The sequence below is a fragment of the [Clostridium] hylemonae DSM 15053 genome, from assembly GCF_008281175.1.
GTDB classification, from domain to species: Bacteria; Bacillota; Clostridia; order Lachnospirales; family Lachnospiraceae; genus Extibacter; species Extibacter hylemonae.
Genome location: NZ_CP036524.1, coordinates 198,760 through 215,681 on the forward strand (window position 1 = coordinate 198,760; position 16,922 = coordinate 215,681).

The 16,922-nt window shown below is 48.1% G+C and carries 12 protein-coding genes and 1 riboswitch; of the genes, 10 read left to right on the forward strand and 2 right to left on the reverse strand.

Going from position 1 to position 16,922, the window contains the following annotated elements; genetic code table 11:
• Window positions 1-63: 63 nt before the first annotated feature.
• A complete protein-coding gene (locus LAJLEIBI_RS00930) occupies window positions 64-2,943 on the reverse strand; it encodes a hybrid sensor histidine kinase/response regulator (protein WP_006444436.1) in 2,880 nt (959 codons plus the stop codon).
• A 201-nt stretch (window positions 2,944-3,144) separates the two neighbouring features.
• A riboswitch (Lysine riboswitch) is annotated at window positions 3,145-3,312 on the forward strand.
• 205 nt (window positions 3,313-3,517) lie between these two features.
• Between LAJLEIBI_RS00930 and LAJLEIBI_RS00935 the strand changes: the two genes are divergently transcribed.
• The 8 genes from LAJLEIBI_RS00935 to LAJLEIBI_RS00970 all read left to right on the forward strand — a co-directional run bounded on the left by LAJLEIBI_RS00935 (window position 3,518) and on the right by LAJLEIBI_RS00970 (window position 12,970).
• Complete coding sequence (locus LAJLEIBI_RS00935) at window positions 3,518-5,086, forward strand: Na+/H+ antiporter NhaC family protein (RefSeq protein WP_455570308.1); 1,569 nt, start codon at window positions 3,518-3,520, stop codon at window positions 5,084-5,086.
• Window positions 5,087-5,128: 42 nt separating this feature from the next.
• Window positions 5,129-5,638 carry a putative signal transducing protein gene (locus LAJLEIBI_RS00940; RefSeq protein ID WP_006444432.1) on the forward strand — a complete coding sequence of 170 codons (510 nt, stop codon included), beginning with the start codon at window positions 5,129-5,131 and terminating at the stop codon, window positions 5,636-5,638.
• Between the two features lie 171 nt (window positions 5,639-5,809).
• Window positions 5,810-8,731, forward strand: a complete 2,922-nt coding sequence (locus tag LAJLEIBI_RS00945) for an insulinase family protein (protein ID WP_006444431.1) — start codon at window positions 5,810-5,812, stop codon at window positions 8,729-8,731.
• 97 nt (window positions 8,732-8,828) lie between these two features.
• The gene (era, locus tag LAJLEIBI_RS00950) at window positions 8,829-9,725 is read left to right on the forward strand and encodes a GTPase Era (RefSeq protein WP_040435907.1); all 897 of its coding nucleotides are present in this window, start codon (window positions 8,829-8,831) and stop codon (window positions 9,723-9,725) included.
• 55 nt (window positions 9,726-9,780) lie between these two features.
• On the forward strand, window positions 9,781-9,996 hold the full coding sequence (locus tag LAJLEIBI_RS00955) for a hypothetical protein (protein WP_006444429.1): 216 nt from the start codon (window positions 9,781-9,783) through the stop codon (window positions 9,994-9,996).
• A complete protein-coding gene (gene recO / locus LAJLEIBI_RS00960) occupies window positions 9,944-10,687 on the forward strand; it encodes a DNA repair protein RecO (protein WP_040435798.1) in 744 nt (247 codons plus the stop codon). Before LAJLEIBI_RS00955 ends, recO begins: the two co-directional genes overlap by 53 nt.
• A 73-nt stretch (window positions 10,688-10,760) precedes the next feature.
• Window positions 10,761-12,152 (forward strand): glycine--tRNA ligase, encoded by a 1,392-nt coding sequence (locus tag LAJLEIBI_RS00965; protein WP_040435797.1) that lies wholly within the window; start codon window positions 10,761-10,763, stop codon window positions 12,150-12,152.
• A gap of 68 nt (window positions 12,153-12,220) precedes the next feature.
• Window positions 12,221-12,970 (forward strand): pentapeptide repeat-containing protein, encoded by a 750-nt coding sequence (locus LAJLEIBI_RS00970; RefSeq protein WP_083790651.1) that lies wholly within the window; start codon window positions 12,221-12,223, stop codon window positions 12,968-12,970.
• Between the two features lie 86 nt (window positions 12,971-13,056).
• Here LAJLEIBI_RS00970 and sstT read toward each other — a convergent pair whose 3' ends face one another.
• Window positions 13,057-14,322 (reverse strand): serine/threonine transporter SstT, encoded by a 1,266-nt coding sequence (sstT, locus tag LAJLEIBI_RS00975; protein WP_149301996.1) that lies wholly within the window; start codon window positions 14,320-14,322, stop codon window positions 13,057-13,059.
• 302 nt (window positions 14,323-14,624) lie between these two features.
• On the opposite strand from sstT, the gene tdh reads away from it, so the two are divergent.
• Window positions 14,625-15,689: an L-threonine 3-dehydrogenase gene (gene tdh / locus LAJLEIBI_RS00980; protein ID WP_006444424.1), complete on the forward strand. Its 1,065-nt coding sequence runs from the start codon at window positions 14,625-14,627 to the stop codon at window positions 15,687-15,689.
• A 27-nt stretch (window positions 15,690-15,716) separates the two neighbouring features.
• On the forward strand, window positions 15,717-16,916 hold the full coding sequence (locus tag LAJLEIBI_RS00985) for a glycine C-acetyltransferase (RefSeq protein WP_006444423.1): 1,200 nt from the start codon (window positions 15,717-15,719) through the stop codon (window positions 16,914-16,916).
• Window positions 16,917-16,922 lie beyond the last annotated feature (6 nt).

The window sequence follows — 16,922 nt, forward strand, 5'->3', positions numbered from 1 at the left end:
GAGGAGGACGGGCCGCGCCTGTCCTCCTCTTTTTATAACATCTGCATGTGAATGCAGTCATTATCATAATATATTCTGCAGCAGCCGGTATAATTGTTCTGCCTCCACAGGCTTGATCAGATATTCATCGATGCCGGCCTTGTAGGCCATCTGGCGGTCCTCGTCAAACGCATTGGCAGAGAGGGCGATTACAGGTACTCTTACGGTCCGTTCCTGCTCAAGAAGACGTATTTCAGCGGTTGCTTCCAGTCCGTCCATGACAGGCATACGGATATCCATAAGGACTGCCTCATAATAACCTTCCGGTTTGCCGGCAAAAGCTTCCACTGCAGCCTGGCCGTTTTCAGCAGTGTCAACACATGCACCTTCCATCTCAAGAAGAGTCTGTGCGATCTCCCGGTTCAGTTCATTATCCTCCGCAAGAAGGATATGACAGCCTTGGAAGTTGATATCTGTTTTGGTATCTGCGTTATTCTTGGGTACGTTTATGCGGGACAGCGTATTGCAGAGGTCGGTTTTAAACAGTGGCTTGGATATAAAATAATCAGCCCCGGCCGCTCTTGCTTCGCTCTCGATCTCGGTGTAATCATAGGCGCTGATCATAATGATCATTGTATCTCTGCCCACGAGCTTCCGGATCTGCCTTGTCGTCTCCAGACCGTCCATTTCCGGCATCTTCCAGTCGATAAGCGCCAGTTCATATGCCTGGCTTCCGGCAAGAGACTCTCTGACATATTCTACAGCTTTACGTCCCGATGAAGCCCACGTGCACTCTGCGCCGGAGGAATCCAGAATAGCCGCCGCCTGCGTACCGGCACCTTCGTCGTCATCTACGATGAGTATGCGCATGCCGTTCAGCAGTTCCTGCTGCTTTCGCTGCTCTTCTTTCCATATTTCGTCTTCCACGAGCCTGAAGGGTATTTCTATAGAGAAGACGGTGCCTTCCCCAAGCCTGCTTTCCACATTTATAGTTCCGTTCATGAGCTGCACGAGGTTATATACGATGGAAAGGCCGAGCCCTGTGCCTGTCAGGTTGCGGGCCGTATCTGCGGCTTCCTGCTCAAACGGCTGATAGAGCCGTTTCATAAAATCTTCCGACATCCCTTTGCCGCTGTCCGTCACCTGAAAAGCAAGATAAGAATATCCGCAGCGGCGTTTCGACTCTTTTACATGCAGAGTGATCATTCCTCCTGCGGGCGTAAATTTCAGCGAATTTGACAGCAGGTTCATAAGGATCTGGTTCATTCTGAGTGCGTCTCCGAGATAGTACTGCTGCAGTGAGTCTTCACAGTATACTTCAAATTGGATATTCTTAAATACGGATTGGGAATATACAATTGCCGTGATGGAATTTATGAGTTCGTGGAGATCAAACTGCTCGTCTGTCAGGGCCATCTTGCCATTCTCTATTTTTGACATGTCAAGTATATCGTTTATGAGAGAGAGAAGATACCGTGAGGAGTCATCTATTTTTTTAAAACAGTTTACAGATTGATTCCTGTCGTCTATTTTCAGCTGACCGATCGTGCTCATACCTACGATCGCATTGATCGGGGTGCGGATATCGTGGGACATTCTGGAGAGAAAATCAGACTTGGCGTTGCTGGCAGCCTTCGCTTCTTCCAGCGCATCCCTGAGCAGCTGTTCCTGCCGTGCCTGCGCGGCGTGCTGTTCATCCAGCACCCGGAAAAGCATGACGGACAGCGTATCCTGTCCATACGGGTTGTCCACAGCGATGATATGTACGGAAAGCCAGTGGTAGTCTCCGTCATCCCCGAGCTGCCTGAACTCGGTAAAGATCTCACGGTTTCCATTTTGGAATTCACTCATGATATGATCTCTGTCGAAAAGCTCCCGGAATACTTCGCGGTAAGACGGGTAGATCGTCGTATAAGCTTCTTTAACGAGATGATCAAAATTGCTGCCGGATGTATTTTTACATATAAAGTTATCAGATATTATTTTATCAAAACTGTTCTTTGTCAGGTTGACATTCAGTATGAGAGGATAACCTGTGAGTACGGCGGCCCGGAGCAGCTGATTTTCAAGCAGCTGTTCCCTTTCTTTTTCCAGCTCGAGTCGTTTTGCCTCGGTAATGTCATTAAAGACAGCCTGTATGACTTCCTCGCCGTCTGCGTTTAAGAGACGGGCCATCGCTACACTTACGAAGCACTGTGAGCCGTCTTTGCGGCGGCCTTCTCTGTCATAATATACAATATCTCCGTCATTTTTCAGAGACTCTACCTTTGTGCGGTAAAGCTCCCTCTCTTCCTCCAGGACAAAGATGAACGGGTCTTTCACAGAGCTCCAGTATTCGGAACGTGTATAACCGTATATCTCCCATGCTCTTTTATTAGCGTGTATGATGCGGTGCGATCTGTCAGTCGTAAACTGTATAATTCCGCATGGGACAGTGTTGTAGAGCTGTGTGAGGAAGTTGTCCTGTCGGCGTATCTCGGAATTTGCCTCTGCCAGTGTCTCCTGAAGATGCCGGTAAGATTCTTTTGCAGCTTCCACCGGAAATAATTCTCCGTCCTGTATCGGTTCAAATGGGACAGAATTGTGTATGTGCACGGCTTCCCAGCCGTTCTCTATTCTGCGGTAGACGAAAGAACAGCGCTGATAGACATCCATACTCATCTCAGAAGTATCAGCAGCTAAAAGATGACTCTGTGCCTCGCAGAGATAGTAATCGTCTCCAAGCGGCATCGCTTCATATTCTTCCTCAGACATCGTGCATGGAATCATACCGCCGGCGCCTTCGAGAAAAGCTGCGCTGACAGCTTCGCGTCCCTCCGCTTTCTGATGCCTGCCTCCGCCGAGCCAGATGACATCTTCAGCGAGTGAAGACAGCAGAAGATCCAGGTCATTATTACAGAAATATGTTCTCAATATCTGATCTGAGAGCCGGATGATTTCTTCCTGCTCATTTTTGTTGTTCATAATCTTACTCCTTTATCCATACCGATAGATATAATCCTGGATTAAAACAAGTAACCCATTTATATATATTATCATAAAAGTAGAGCGAATACTATTGTTTTCACCGGGGCCAGGAGGCCCTGAGAAGAAAAGATATGCTAAAAATATATCATTTATTGACAAGCTTCCGTAAAAATGATACAAATGTACTATATGAATAATGAACTTGATAGAGGCGCGGTTTTCATCAGTAGCACAGAACGACAGTACGGGAGACTGTTCTGTGTGAAAGGGGAGACTGCCGAAGAATGTGTACATCCCGTGTGCATATTCTGGGACGTGCGCATAAGATGCCGCGGACTGTCACAAAAGTGGAGCGCTATCAGTGTATAATAAGTACAATATGTATAGAGACATTTATTATGCCGTGAATGCGCCTCCCGAGAGCGTTGTTCATGGCGTTTTTGTGATGTGGGGTGTTTGTGGTCTTGCGCATACCTATCACAGGAACTCAGGGAAAACAAGGGAAGAGAGAGGAAGTAAGATGAACAAAAGAAGTAAAAAAATCGTGTGGGGGACACTCGTTCTTCTGCTCATGCTGGCATGCAGTTCACTGACTGTATTTGCCGCGGAAGATGCGGCAGAGTATGTACCGGATATGTACGCATCTTTTTGGGCGCTCATACCGCCTGTCGTAGCTATCGTACTTGCGCTGATCACAAAGGAGGTATACAGTTCGCTGTTTATCGGAATCTTGATGGGCGGCATATTTTATTCCAACTTTACGTTTGAGAAGACGATCACGCACGTATTCCAGGACGGAATCATCGGTGTGCTGTCAGACAGCTATAACGTCGGTATTCTGGTATTTCTGGTCATTCTTGGCGTTATGGTCTGCCTTATGAACAAGGCCGGCGGTTCGGCCGCGTTCGGCCGATGGGCGGCGGAACACATCAAATCCAGAGTCGGCGCCCAGCTGGCGACTATCGTATTGGGCGTACTCATATTTATCGACGATTATTTTAACTGTCTGACTGTGGGAAGTGTTATGCGCCCTGTGACAGACAAGCACAACATATCCCGGGCAAAACTTTCATATCTGATCGATGCCACGGCGGCGCCGGTGTGCATCATCGCGCCGATATCTTCGTGGGCCGCGGCGGTGACCGGATTTGTAGAAGGGGAGGACGGACTTTCCATATTTATCCGCGCGATACCGTACAATTTTTACGCGCTTCTCACGATCGTCATGATGCTCGGCCTCGTGTTCATGAAAGTGGATTACGGTCCGATGCGGCTGCATGAGATCAACGCGGCAAAGGGAGACCTGTACACGACGCCGGACCGCCCTTATGCCAATGCGGAGCCGGAATCCGGTGAGGAGAGCAGGGGAAAGGTCATTGATCTTGTATTCCCGATCATACTTCTTATTATCTGCTGTGTCATCGGTATGATCTATACGGGAGGATTTTTTACAGGCGCAGATTTTGTCACGGCATTTTCCCAGAGTGATGCCTCTGTAGGCCTTGTGCTCGGCAGTTTCTTTGCATTCGCCCTCACGATCATCTTCTATGTGGTGAGGCGGGTAATGAAGTTCGGAGAATGTATGTCCTGTATCCCGGATGGATTTAAGGCCATGGTGCCGGCTATCCTTATTCTGACACTGGCCTGGTCTCTGAAAGCGATGACGGACAGCCTCGGGGCCGCCGCATATGTGGAAGCCATAATGAAGTCCAGCGCCAAAGGATTTGTGACGCTGCTGCCTGCGATCATATTCCTGGTAGGCTGTTTCCTCGCGTTTGCCACCGGAACGTCATGGGGGACATTCGGCATACTCATACCGATAGTTGTGGCGGTATTTGCGGGAAGCAATGAGAATATGATGATCATCTCCATCTCTGCGTGTATGGCAGGAGCTGTGTGCGGCGACCACTGCTCGCCTATATCTGATACGACGATCATGGCGTCCGCCGGGGCGCAGTGCAACCATGTAAATCATGTGACCACACAGCTTCCGTATGCGGTCACAGTGGCTGCGGTGTCATTTGTTACATATATTGTGGCCGGGTTCGTCCAGTCGGCATGGATCGCGCTGCCGGTGGGAGTTGTCTTAATGCTCCTTGTTCTGTTCGTGATCAGGGTCGGAAACGTGGACAAAGTATAGGATGTGAGAACTGGAAGACAGACTGGAGGTGGAAGCGTGGTGATGTACTGCCCAAAATGTAAAGAAGAATACCGTGACGGGTACACCGTATGTGCCGAATGCGGCACAAGGCTTGAACGTGGGTGTGAACCAGTAGTAAAGTCCGCTTCCGTTCAGGATGGTAAGATGGAGGCAATGCGTCCCGCAAAGCTTATATCTGTCGAGAATGCCGTTCATGCGCAGATGATCGCGGGCGTTCTGGAAGGAAACGGTATAAAATGCTGGATACGGGATAAGGAAAGCGGCGACTACATGAGTGTTTACATGGGGTATTCTGTGTTCGGAAAAGACCTTTACGTGGACGAAGCAGATGTAAAGCGGGCGGAAGAACTGGTGGACGGCATTGAGGCGCCGGTTCCTTCCCGGGAGACGGAGAACGGGGCAGAAGAGGAAATATCTGTTCCTCCGTTTTACAAAAACAGACGTACTGCCGCACGTATTTTAGTGGCCGCGTTGGCTGTAGCAGTTGCGGCCGGTCTCATACTGAATATATTTCAATCATTTTTTGGTTAATAAAAGAGAGCGTTTTATGAATAGCAGCCTAAAATTTAAGGCTGCTATTTCATGTTAAGGGAAAAACTGGTATAATGCTCAGTGTAGCAGGCTGCAGATTGGTCTATACTAATGATATATCTCCGGAGACGGAGAGACAGCCTGAATGATGAAAGGAGAATATGGACAGTTATGAGTGTAAAAGACTTACATGCATACGATTTGATACAGGAAGAGAAGCTTGAGGGGATAAAATCGCAGGGTTATCTGCTGAGACATAAGAAAAGCGGCGCGAGGCTTCTGCTCGTGGAAAATGATGACGACAACAAAGTATTTGCCGTCGGTTTCCGCACGCCTCCGTCCGACAGCACCGGAGTACCGCACATTATGGAGCATTCCGTACTGTGCGGTTCCAAAAACTTTCCGGCAAAAGATCCGTTTGTGGAGCTCGTGAAAGGGTCGCTGAATACATTTCTCAATGCCATGACTTATCCCGACAAAACGGTCTATCCGGTGGCAAGCTGCAACGATAAGGATTTTCAGAATTTGATGCATGTCTATATGGACGCGGTATTGTATCCGAATATATACGAGCATGAAGAGATCTTCCGGCAGGAAGGTTGGAGCTATAAGCTGGAGGATGCGGACGCGAAGCTGGAATATAACGGCGTTGTGTACAATGAGATGAAGGGAGCGTTCTCCTCACCGGAAGGCGTGCTCGACAGGGTCGTTCTCAACACACTGTTCCCGGATACGTCCTACGCAAATGAATCCGGCGGGGATCCGGAGGTGATTCCGCAGCTTACGTATGAGCAGTTTCTTGACTTCCACAGAAAATATTACCATCCTTCCAACAGTTACATCTATCTGTACGGCAATATGGATATGGAGGAAAAACTGGACTGGCTTGATAAGGAATATTTATGTAACTATGACGCAGAGCGTGTTGATTCGGAGATTAAATTCCAGCAGCCGTTTGAGCAGATGAAGGAAGTGACGATACCGTACTCCATAGCCAGTGACGAGCCCCAGGAGGACAATACGTATCTGTCCTATAATAAAGTCATAGGCACAAGCCTGGACCGGGAACTGTATCTGGCCTTTCAGATACTGGACTACGCACTGCTGTCAGCCCCCGGAGCGCCGCTTAAGAAAGAACTGACCGATGCGGGGATCGGCAAGGATATTATGGGGTCCTATGACAATGGGATCTACCAGCCGATTTTCTCTGTGATCGCAAAGAACGCCAATACAGAACAGAAGGAAGCGTTTATTGAAGTGATCGAGAATGTGCTCACCGGTATTGTAGAGAAGGGGCTTGATACGAAGGCTCTGGAGGCAGGGATCAATTATCATGAATTCCGCTACCGTGAGGCTGATTTTGGAAATTATCCGAAAGGCCTTATGTACGGGCTGCAGATGCTGGACAGCTGGCTTTATGATGACTCCAGGCCGTTTATCCACATTGAGGCGCTTGAGACATTTGAGTTCCTGAAAAAACAGGTCGGGACAAGGTACTATGAGGATCTTGTCCAGAAATATCTGCTCGACAATACCCATGGTGCTGTTGTGATCGTGGAACCGGAAAAAGGACGTACCGCCAGGATGGAGCAGGAACTGGAGTGTAAGCTTAAGCAGTATAAGAACAGCCTGAGCCGGGAAGAAGTGGAGGAGCTGGCAGAACGGACGAGAAGACTGGAAGCGTACCAGTCAGAAGAAGACAGTGAGGAAGACTTAAACCGTATTCCCGTACTGAAGCGGGAAGATATCTCCCGCGATATCGAGCCGATATTGAATGAAGAGATGACATTTGCAGGTATCCCTGCGGTTTTTCACGAAATAGAGACAAACGGCATCGGTTATGTGGATATTCTGTTCGATCTGTCCGGCGTGCCGGCGGAAGAGCTTCCGTATGTCGGGATCCTTCAGTCTGTGCTCGGCATCATCGATACGGAACATTATGACTACGGAGAATTGTTTAACGAGATCAATATGCATACAGGCGGCATCGGAACTACGCTGGAGCTTTACTCCGATGTCACGGATGTGCGAAGCAAAGCGTTCAAGGCAACGCTGGAGATCAAAGCAAAAGCATTGTACGGAAAGCTTCCGGTGGCGTTTGATATGATGGGAGAGATTCTGACCGCATCAAAGCTTTCCGACACGAAGCGGATCAAAGAGATCCTTGCTATGGCAAAATCACGGCTGCTCATGCGGTTCCAGTCTGCCGGGCATCTGACGGCGGCGCTTCGGGCCATGTCATACGGGTCTCCGTCCGCCAGATTTAAAGATATGACAAACGGCATTGAGTTTTACAGAAAGATCGCCGATATCGAGGAGCATTTTGAGGAAAGCAAAGACATGCTTGCAGAGCATTTACATCATCTTGCAGGACAACTGTTCCGTCCGGACAATATGATGTTCAGCTACACAGCTTCGCGGGAAGGGCTTGAAGGGATGGAGAGTCTGGCCGCGGGATTGAAGCAGAGACTCTTTAAAGAGACTCCGGATGAGACGCCGTGCGTCCTTCACTGTGAGAAGAAGAATGAAGGCTTCAAGACCGCGTCCAAAGTGCAGTATGTGGCGCGCACTGGCAACTTTATTGATAATGGCGCCTCCTACACCGGAGCGCTGCAGATATTGAAGGTCATCCTAAGCTACGAATATCTCTGGCAGAATATTCGTGTCAAGGGCGGCGCATACGGATGTATGAGCAACTTTAACCGTATCGGGGAGGGATACTTTGTGTCCTACCGCGACCCAAATCTGAAGCGGACGATAGAAGTGTACGAAGGGGTCGTTGAATATCTGAAGAACTTTACTGTCAGCGAGCGGGATATGACGAAATATATCATCGGCACGATGAGCAATCTGGATCAGCCTATGACGCCTGCCGCAAAGGGAGACCGCTCCATGAGCCTGTATATGAATAAAGTCAGCGCGGATATGATACGGGAAGAACGCAATCAGATCCTGGATGCCACACAGGGCGATATCCGTGCCCTGTACCGCGTCGTGGAAGCTGTGCTGAAGGCAGACCAGCTCTGCGTTATCGGCAGCGAAGAAATGATAGAGGAGAACAGAGAACTGTTTGAGACAGTCACAAGTTTCTGACAGGGGACATAGTAACGGCAGCAGGGGACGGGGGAAAATTAAAAAGTACACGTCCCCAATGACAAAGAAACATGTCCCGGATGAAAAAGGAGAACGTATGAAAAAGGATTTTAAATCAGGTTTTGTCACACTGATCGGCCGCCCGAATGTAGGGAAGTCAACGCTTATGAATCATCTTATCGGACAGAAGATAGCGATAACGTCCAATAAACCACAGACGACGCGCAACCGGATCCAGACGGTGCTGACGCTTCAGGACGGGCAGATCGTGTTTGTCGACACACCGGGGATCCACAAGGCAAAGAACAAGCTCGGAGAGTATATGGTAAATATAGCTGAGCGCACGCTCAATGAGGTGGATGTAGTGCTGTGGCTCGTAGAGCCGAGCACTTTTATCGGAGCCGGAGAGAGACATATCGCGGAGCAGCTCAAAAAGGTAAACACACCGGTCATTCTTGTCATAAACAAGGTGGATATGGTAAAAAAAGAAGAGATCCTGGAGGCCATTTCCGCTTATAAAGATATCTATGATTTTGCGGAGATAGTGCCGGTATCGGCGAGAAACGGGGATAACACGGATGAGCTTATGTCGGTTGTCATGAAATACCTGCCTTACGGGCCGCAGTTCTATGATGAGGACACTGTCACAGACCAGCCGGAACGGCAGATCGTGGCAGAGCTCATACGTGAGAAGGCGCTCCACAGCCTGAATGAGGAGATTCCCCACGGCATCGCGGTGGCGGTCGACAGCATGAAAAGGAACAGAAAAGTAATGCATATAGATGCCACTATAATATGTGAGCGTGATTCCCACAAGGGGATAATAATTGGAAAACAAGGGAATATGTTGAAAAAGATCGGGAGCACGGCCAGGTTTGAAATTGAAAAAATGCTCGGATGTCAGGTAAACCTTAAACTGTGGGTAAAAGTTAAAAAAGACTGGCGGGACAGTGAGTTTCTCATGAAAAATTTTGGATACAGAGAAGACGAATAAAAAGACACTGCCATGGGAGAACCTAAGCTTATAAAACGGAAGATGAGGTGATTCCATGGAAGACAGATACTGGGACAAATTTACCAGGACAGGAATGGTGACAGATTATCTTTATTATAAAGGGATGGATATCTGCCGCCACGTAATGGACCGTTGTGAGGCCGATACGGCTCCTACGGACGGGACATGCGGCGTAAGACAGACAGGTGGAAGAATCAGTGAATCAGATTACGGTGACAGGCATGGTGCTTCACGCATCTCCTATAGGTGAATATGACAGGCGGGTCGTGATCCTGACGAAGGAACGGGGAAAGATATCTGCATTTGCGCGGGGGGCAAGAAAGCCCCACAGTGCGCTTGTGGGTGTCACAAGCCCGTTTACCTTCGGCGAGTTTACGGTATACGAGGGGCGGACATCATATACGCTGGTGTCAGCCTCTGTTTCTAATTATTTCTCAGAGCTGCGGGTGGACGTGGAGGGAGCGTATTATGGCTTTTATTTTCTGGATTTTGCCGGTTATTATGCAAGAGAGAACAGCGACGAGACACTTCTCCTAAAGCTTTTATATCAGACACTGCGCGCGCTGACAAACCCGCACCTTGACAACCGGCTCGTCCGGTACATATTTGAACTGAAAGCAGTGGCCGTAAACGGGGAGGCGCCCCAGGTATTTGAATGTGTGCGCTGCGCAGACAAAGAGCGCCCCGCGGTGTTCAGCGTGTCAAAAGGCGGGCTTGTGTGCAGCGAATGCCAGAAGATTACCGGTGACGGCATACAGCTGCTTGCTTCCACGCTTTATGCGATGCAGTACATCATAAGCTCCCCGGTTGAAAAACTGTACACCTTTGCGGTTAAAGAGGAGGTTCTGGAGCAGCTTGGGAAAATTGTCCGCGCATATTTGGATGTTTATGTGGAAAAACGCTTCAAATCACTGGAAATACTGGAAACAATTGTGCGATAGGGCTTGAAAACGCGGTTGGTTAACTGTATAATAATTAACAATTATGAAACTTATAGAAGGCGAGGATGAGGATATGGTAGAAAAAACAATGGATAAGATTGTGGCATTGGCGAAATCAAGAGGATTCGTATACCCGGGGTCTGAGATTTACGGCGGGCTTGCAAATACATGGGACTATGGAAATCTCGGTGTAGAATTAAAAAATAATGTTAAAAGAGCATGGTGGCAGAAATTCGTTCAGGAGTCTCCGTACAACGTAGGCGTGGACTGCGCGATTCTGATGAATCCGCAGACATGGGTGGCCAGCGGACATCTCGGAGGCTTCAGCGATCCTTTGATGGACTGTAAGGAGTGTCACGAGCGTTTCCGTGCAGACAAGATGATAGAAGATTTCGCGCATGCCAATGGCCTTGATATCGGTGACAGCATTGACGGATGGAGCCATGAACAGATGGAAGCCTACATCAAAGAACATGAAGTTCCATGTCCGACTTGCGGGAAACACAACTTTACAGAGATCCGTGAGTTCAATCTGATGTTCAAGACATTCCAGGGTGTTACGGAAGATGCCAAGAGTGTCGTATATCTTCGTCCGGAGACCGCACAGGGAATCTTTGTAAACTTTAAGAATGTACAGCGTACATCCAGAAAGAAGATCCCGTTTGGAATCTGCCAGGTTGGCAAGTCCTTCCGAAATGAGATCACGCCCGGTAACTTTACATTCCGCACAAGAGAGTTTGAGCAGATGGAACTGGAATTCTTCTGCGAGCCAGGCACAGATCTTGAATGGTTTAATTACTGGAAGAAGTTCTGCCTGAACTGGCTGGAGACATTGGGATTAAAAGACGATGAAGTGCGCTACCGCGATCATTCTCCGGAAGAACTGAGTCATTACAGCAATGCGACTACAGACATAGAATACCTCTTCCCGTTTGGCTGGGGTGAACTGTGGGGCGTTGCAGACCGTACCAACTATGACCTGACCCAGCACCAGAATGTGTCCAAACAGGATATGAGCTATTTTGATGATGAGAAGAAAGAGAAGTACATTCCATATGTCATCGAACCTTCACTCGGCGCGGACCGCATGGTGCTCGCGTTCCTGTGCAGCGCATATGACGAGGAAGAGCTGGAAGGCGGAGACATGAGGACCGTCCTCCATTTCCATCCGGCGCTCGCTCCGATAAAGGTTGGTGTTCTTCCACTGTCTAAGAAGTTAAACGAAGGCGCAGAAAAGGTGTATGCGCAGCTCAGCAGGAAATATAACTGTGAGTTTGATGACCGCGGAAACATCGGCAAACGTTACCGCCGCCAGGATGAGATCGGCACGCCGTTCTGCGTGACATATGATTTTGAATCTGAGGAAGACGGCGCGGTAACAGTACGTGACAGAGACACAATGGAGCAGGAGAGAGTAAAGATCGAAGAACTGGAATCTTACTTTGCGAAAAAGTTTGAGTGGTAGAAATAAAATAACGATACTGTAGGTCAGTCCCCTTTTGCCGGATCGTGAACGAGGCAGAAGGGGGCTTTATGTATCTTGCATCACAGAGAAGGACGGAGGGTGAAAACATGCTTCGGAAGATAACAGAGGGAGAGCTTTTGAACATAATAAAAGACCGGAGACCGGGGGAGCAGCTTGATCTGCATGAGTCGCTCCTGGAGGACATGGATCTGTCGGGCTGGGATCTACATAACATTAATTTTAATAAAAGCGATATACGGAATGTGAACCTGGATAAGGCAAATATGGCATATCTGAAGGCTGACAATGCATTTTTCGGCGGTTCTTCGCTCAGAGGGACTGATCTGTCGGGCGCATACCTGCATTCGGCAGACCTGCGCGGGTGTGATATGACTGGTGCGGATATCCGCGGGGCAGATATGTTTGCGTCTGCTCTGGAGCACACAGTTCTGACAGATGTTAAAACAGATGATAAAACGAAGTATTTTCACTTATACTGCCCTGAAAAAGGGCCTTTTATCGGATGGAAGGTCTGCTTTGGCAGACGTATCGTCCAGCTTCTCGTACCGGAGGATGCAAGAAGGATCTCCGGCACGACGAATGAAGTGAAATGTGACAAGGCGAAAGTCCTGACGATCAAAAGTGTGGATTATCGTGAAAGCTATAAAGAGGCACATTCATACGTGGATGAGAACTTCGTATACCGAGCGGGTGAGATGGTCTATGCAGAAAATTTTAATCCTGACCGTTTTCTGGATTCGGCGGGAGGAATACATATCTGGCTGACAAGAGAAGAAGCCATCGCATATCTCGGCTGAGGAATGATAACAGTAAGAAACCGGCATACATGCGCTGTATGCCGGTTTCTTTATAAAAATATTCTTTTGTACTTCAGCTTTTACTTTTACGCTTCAGCTTTTCTCTTTTTTGCATGAATATTGATATCGGTCGTGTAGTTTTCCGGGTGTTTTCTTCTGTCCCTCAGTTCAGCACATGCAGTATAGAGAACGTCAGTAGAAGAGTTCAGGCCTGTCTCGCAGGAATCCTGAATAACGCCTACGATGAAACCAACACCAACGACCTGCATTGCCACGTCATTGGAGATACCAAATAAGCTGCAGGCCATAGGGATCAGGAGAAGAGAACCGCCTGCAACACCGGATGCGCCGGCAGCACTCAGCGCGGATAATACACAAAGGATGAAAGCGGTCGGGAAATCTACAGATATCCCCATTGTATGTGCGGCAGCCAGCACCATTGTTGAAATAGTAATAGCAGCTCCGGCCATGTTGATCGTTGCTCCAAGAGGAATGGAAATAGAATAAGTATCTTCATCCAGTCCCATATCTTCACAAAGTTCCATATTTACAGGAATATTTGCGGCGGAACTTCTTGTAAAGAACGCGGTGATAAAGCTTCTTGAAAGGCATTTGAATACAAGCGGGTACGGATTTGTCTTTGTGCAGAGGAATACGATAAGCGGATTCATAACCAGCGCGACAAATGCCATAGAACCTACCAGTACCATGATCAGTCTTCCGTATGTAAGCAGAGCGCCCAATCCCTCTGTGGAGATCGTTGCAAAAATAAGGCCCATGATACCAAATGGCGCACAACTGATGATCCATTTAACAGCCTGCGCAACAGCCTCGGAAATATTGTCGAGAGCTGTCTTTGTACCTTCGCTTGCCTTCTTGAGAGCAATACCGAAAATAACTGCCCATGCAAGAATACCAATGTAGTTCGCATTGACGATAGAGTCAACCGGGTTTGCCACAACGTTCATAAGCAGATTTGTCAATACTTCGATAACTCCGCTTGGAGGTGCGACGTCACTTTCGGCAGCTTCGGTAAGCGTCAGTGTGATAGGAGCCACATAGCTTGCCAGTACGGCTACAAGTGCGGATAAAAGGTTGCCGAGAAGATACAGAACGACAATAAATTTCATGTTTGTCTTCTGGCCCTTTCCCATGCGGCACAAAGCACTCATAACGAGGAAGAATACCAGGATCGGCGCAACGCCCTTCAGTGCTCCTACGAATAACTGGCCCAGGATAGAAATTCCTGACGCCTGCGGAACTGCCAGGCCAAGGATAATACCAAGAATCAATCCACAGATGATCCTGAGTACAAGACTGATACTGTTCCATTTGTTAATAATGTTTTTCATGTTTCTCATTTCGCAGATATATTGTTACATGTTATATCTGCTTTCCTCTCTTTCTTTTAGTTTCGTTTTCCCCAACGTGAGACTATTATCTCATATAGTTGTGAATAATGCTATATAAATTATAATTTAACTGACGCGATTTGTAAATAATAACATAGCCAATTTACTTATTGTGCAAAAAATGAAGTAAATCGTATAAAAAAACTTGGAATACATCATTGTATATGGATAAAATGAATGATATAATTAACTCGAAAATAACCGTCTGGGGATGGCGGTAATAAGATTGGGAGGTTTTAAACATGGGAGATATTAAAAACGACGGAATGATGTGGGCGCTCGTGAAAGAGAAACCAGAAGAAGGCTTGTGGATGAAGAGAGTCCCGGTTCCGGAAGTCGGACCAAACGACGTAAAGATCAAGATTCATAAAACAGCTATCTGCGGGACAGATGTACATATTTATCAGTGGAACGACTGGGCACAGCATACGATACCGGTAGGACTTACGGCAGGGCATGAATATGTCGGAGAAGTCGTAGAAGTGGGAGGCGGCGTTCAGGGCTTCCATATTGGAGACCTTGTATCCGGCGAAGGCCATATCACATGCGGAAAATGCCGCAACTGTCTGGAAGGCCATAAAGAAAACTGTAAAGACGCAAAAGGCGTCGGCGTCAACAGAAACGGAGCGTTCGCCGAATATCTCGTGATCCCGTCATCTAACGTATGGCCGTGTAATCCGGCGATACCGGAAGAGATGTACGCGATATTCGATCCATTTGGAAACGCTACGCACACAGCGCTCTCTTATGATGTGCTCGGAGAAGATGTCCTCATTACAGGAGCAGGACCGATAGGAATCATGGCGGCAGCCATTGTAAAGTTTTCAGGCGCACGGCACGTTGTCGTTACAGACCTGAATCAATACCGCCTGGATCTTGCCAAGAAGCTCGGCGCGACCAGAGTCGTCAATTTAAAAGAAGAAAAACTAACAGATGTAATGAAAGAGATCGGCATGACGGAAGGGTTTGATGTAGGACTCGAGATGTCAGGAAGCCAGCCGGGACTTTCCGATATGATCCACAACATGAAGCACGGCGGAAAGATCGCGCTTCTCGGACTCCAGAGAACTGACGCTGTAGTAGACCTTGAGACAGTTATATTCAACGGCCTGAATCTTCGCGGCATTTACGGAAGAAAAGTGTGGGATACATGGTACAAGATGTCTACCATGCTTCAGGCAGGACTCGATATCTCTGATATCATAACACATCATTTTGATATCAAAGACTATGAAAAGGGCTTCGAGGCAATGATCTCCGGCCAGTCAGGGAAAGTGATCTTAGACTGGGCACATGTGAATGATTAAATTATAAAGAAAGAAGGATTGATACCAATGGCACGTAAAGACGATATTTTAAGTATTTACACAAAAGAAGTGGAAGGAATAAAAGAGGCGGGACTTTTTAAAGGAGAGGCGCCGTTTGTTTCCCCACAGGGTTCCAGAGTAACAATGGAGGACGGAAGAGAACTTCTCTGTATGTGCGCGAACAACTACCTCGGACTTGGGAACAGCCCGCGTCTTATAGAGGCGGCCAAAAAGACATATGACGATAAAGGATACGGCGTTGCTTCGGTACGTTTTATCTGTGGTACGCAGGATATACATAAGAAGCTGGAAAAGAAGATCTCTGATTTCCTCGGAACGGATGATACGATACTGTATTCCTCCTGCTTCGATGCCAACGGCGGACTGTTCGAGACACTTCTCACAGCCGACGACGCGGTCATCAGTGACGAGCTGAACCATGCTTCTATCATCGACGGAGTGCGTCTCTGTAAGGCAAAGCGTTTCCGTTATAAGAACAATGATATGGAAGATCTGGAAGCAAAATTAAAAGAGGCGGATGAGGCCGGCGCCCGCGTGAAACTGATCGCTACAGACGGCGTGTTCTCAATGGACGGCATTATCTGCAACTTAAAGGGCGTATGTGATCTTGCCGACAAATATAATGCTCTCGTGATGGTCGATGACAGCCACGCCGTAGGTTTTGTCGGAAAGACAGGCCGCGGAACTCCGGAACACTGCGGAGTGCAGGGCCGTGTCGACATCATTACCGGAACGCTTGGAAAAGCGCTCGGAGGAGCTTCCGGCGGATACACATCAGGCCGCAGAGAGATCATTGATCTGCTCCGCCAGAGAAGCCGCCCGTACTTATTCTCCAACTCATTGGCCCCGGCGATCGCAGGAGCAAGCATCGAACTGTTCGACATGCTGGATGAAAGTACAGAACTGCGTGACCATCTGGAAGATGTCACGGCTTACTACCGCAAAGAACTGGTGGACAATGGCTTTGATATCATTCCGGGAACACATCCTTGTGTGCCTGTCATGCTGTATGATGAGAAGACGGCCGCAGAATTTGCAAAGCGTATGATGGACAAAGGCGTATATGTAGTAGCATTCTCATTCCCGGTAGTGCCGAAGGGGAAGGCAAGGATCCGTACACAGGTATGTGCAAGCCATACAAAAGAAGATATTGATTTTATCGTAAAATGCTTTAAAGAAGTCAGAAGTGAAATGGGACTGAAATAAGAACAG

What these genes read in the sequence shown, in the direction of transcription:
- LAJLEIBI_RS00930 (WP_006444436.1), bottom strand. Translation starts at nt 2,943, where the DNA reads ATGAACAACAAAAATGAGCAGGAAGAAATCATCCGGCTCTCAGATCAG.
- tdh (WP_006444424.1), top strand. Translation starts at nt 14,625, where the DNA reads ATGGGAGATATTAAAAACGACGGAATGATGTGGGCGCTCGTGAAAGAG.
- LAJLEIBI_RS00985 (WP_006444423.1), top strand. Translation starts at nt 15,717, where the DNA reads ATGGCACGTAAAGACGATATTTTAAGTATTTACACAAAAGAAGTGGAA.
- era (WP_040435907.1), top strand. Translation starts at nt 8,829, where the DNA reads ATGAAAAAGGATTTTAAATCAGGTTTTGTCACACTGATCGGCCGCCCG.
- LAJLEIBI_RS00965 (WP_040435797.1), top strand. Translation starts at nt 10,761, where the DNA reads ATGGTAGAAAAAACAATGGATAAGATTGTGGCATTGGCGAAATCAAGA.
- LAJLEIBI_RS00940 (WP_006444432.1), top strand. Translation starts at nt 5,129, where the DNA reads ATGTACTGCCCAAAATGTAAAGAAGAATACCGTGACGGGTACACCGTA.
- LAJLEIBI_RS00970 (WP_083790651.1), top strand. Translation starts at nt 12,221, where the DNA reads ATGTATCTTGCATCACAGAGAAGGACGGAGGGTGAAAACATGCTTCGG.
- LAJLEIBI_RS00955 (WP_006444429.1), top strand. Translation starts at nt 9,781, where the DNA reads ATGGAAGACAGATACTGGGACAAATTTACCAGGACAGGAATGGTGACA.
- sstT (WP_149301996.1), bottom strand. Translation starts at nt 14,322, where the DNA reads ATGAAAAACATTATTAACAAATGGAACAGTATCAGTCTTGTACTCAGG.
- LAJLEIBI_RS00945 (WP_006444431.1), top strand. Translation starts at nt 5,810, where the DNA reads ATGAGTGTAAAAGACTTACATGCATACGATTTGATACAGGAAGAGAAG.
- LAJLEIBI_RS00935 (WP_455570308.1), top strand. Translation starts at nt 3,518, where the DNA reads ATGCTGGCATGCAGTTCACTGACTGTATTTGCCGCGGAAGATGCGGCA.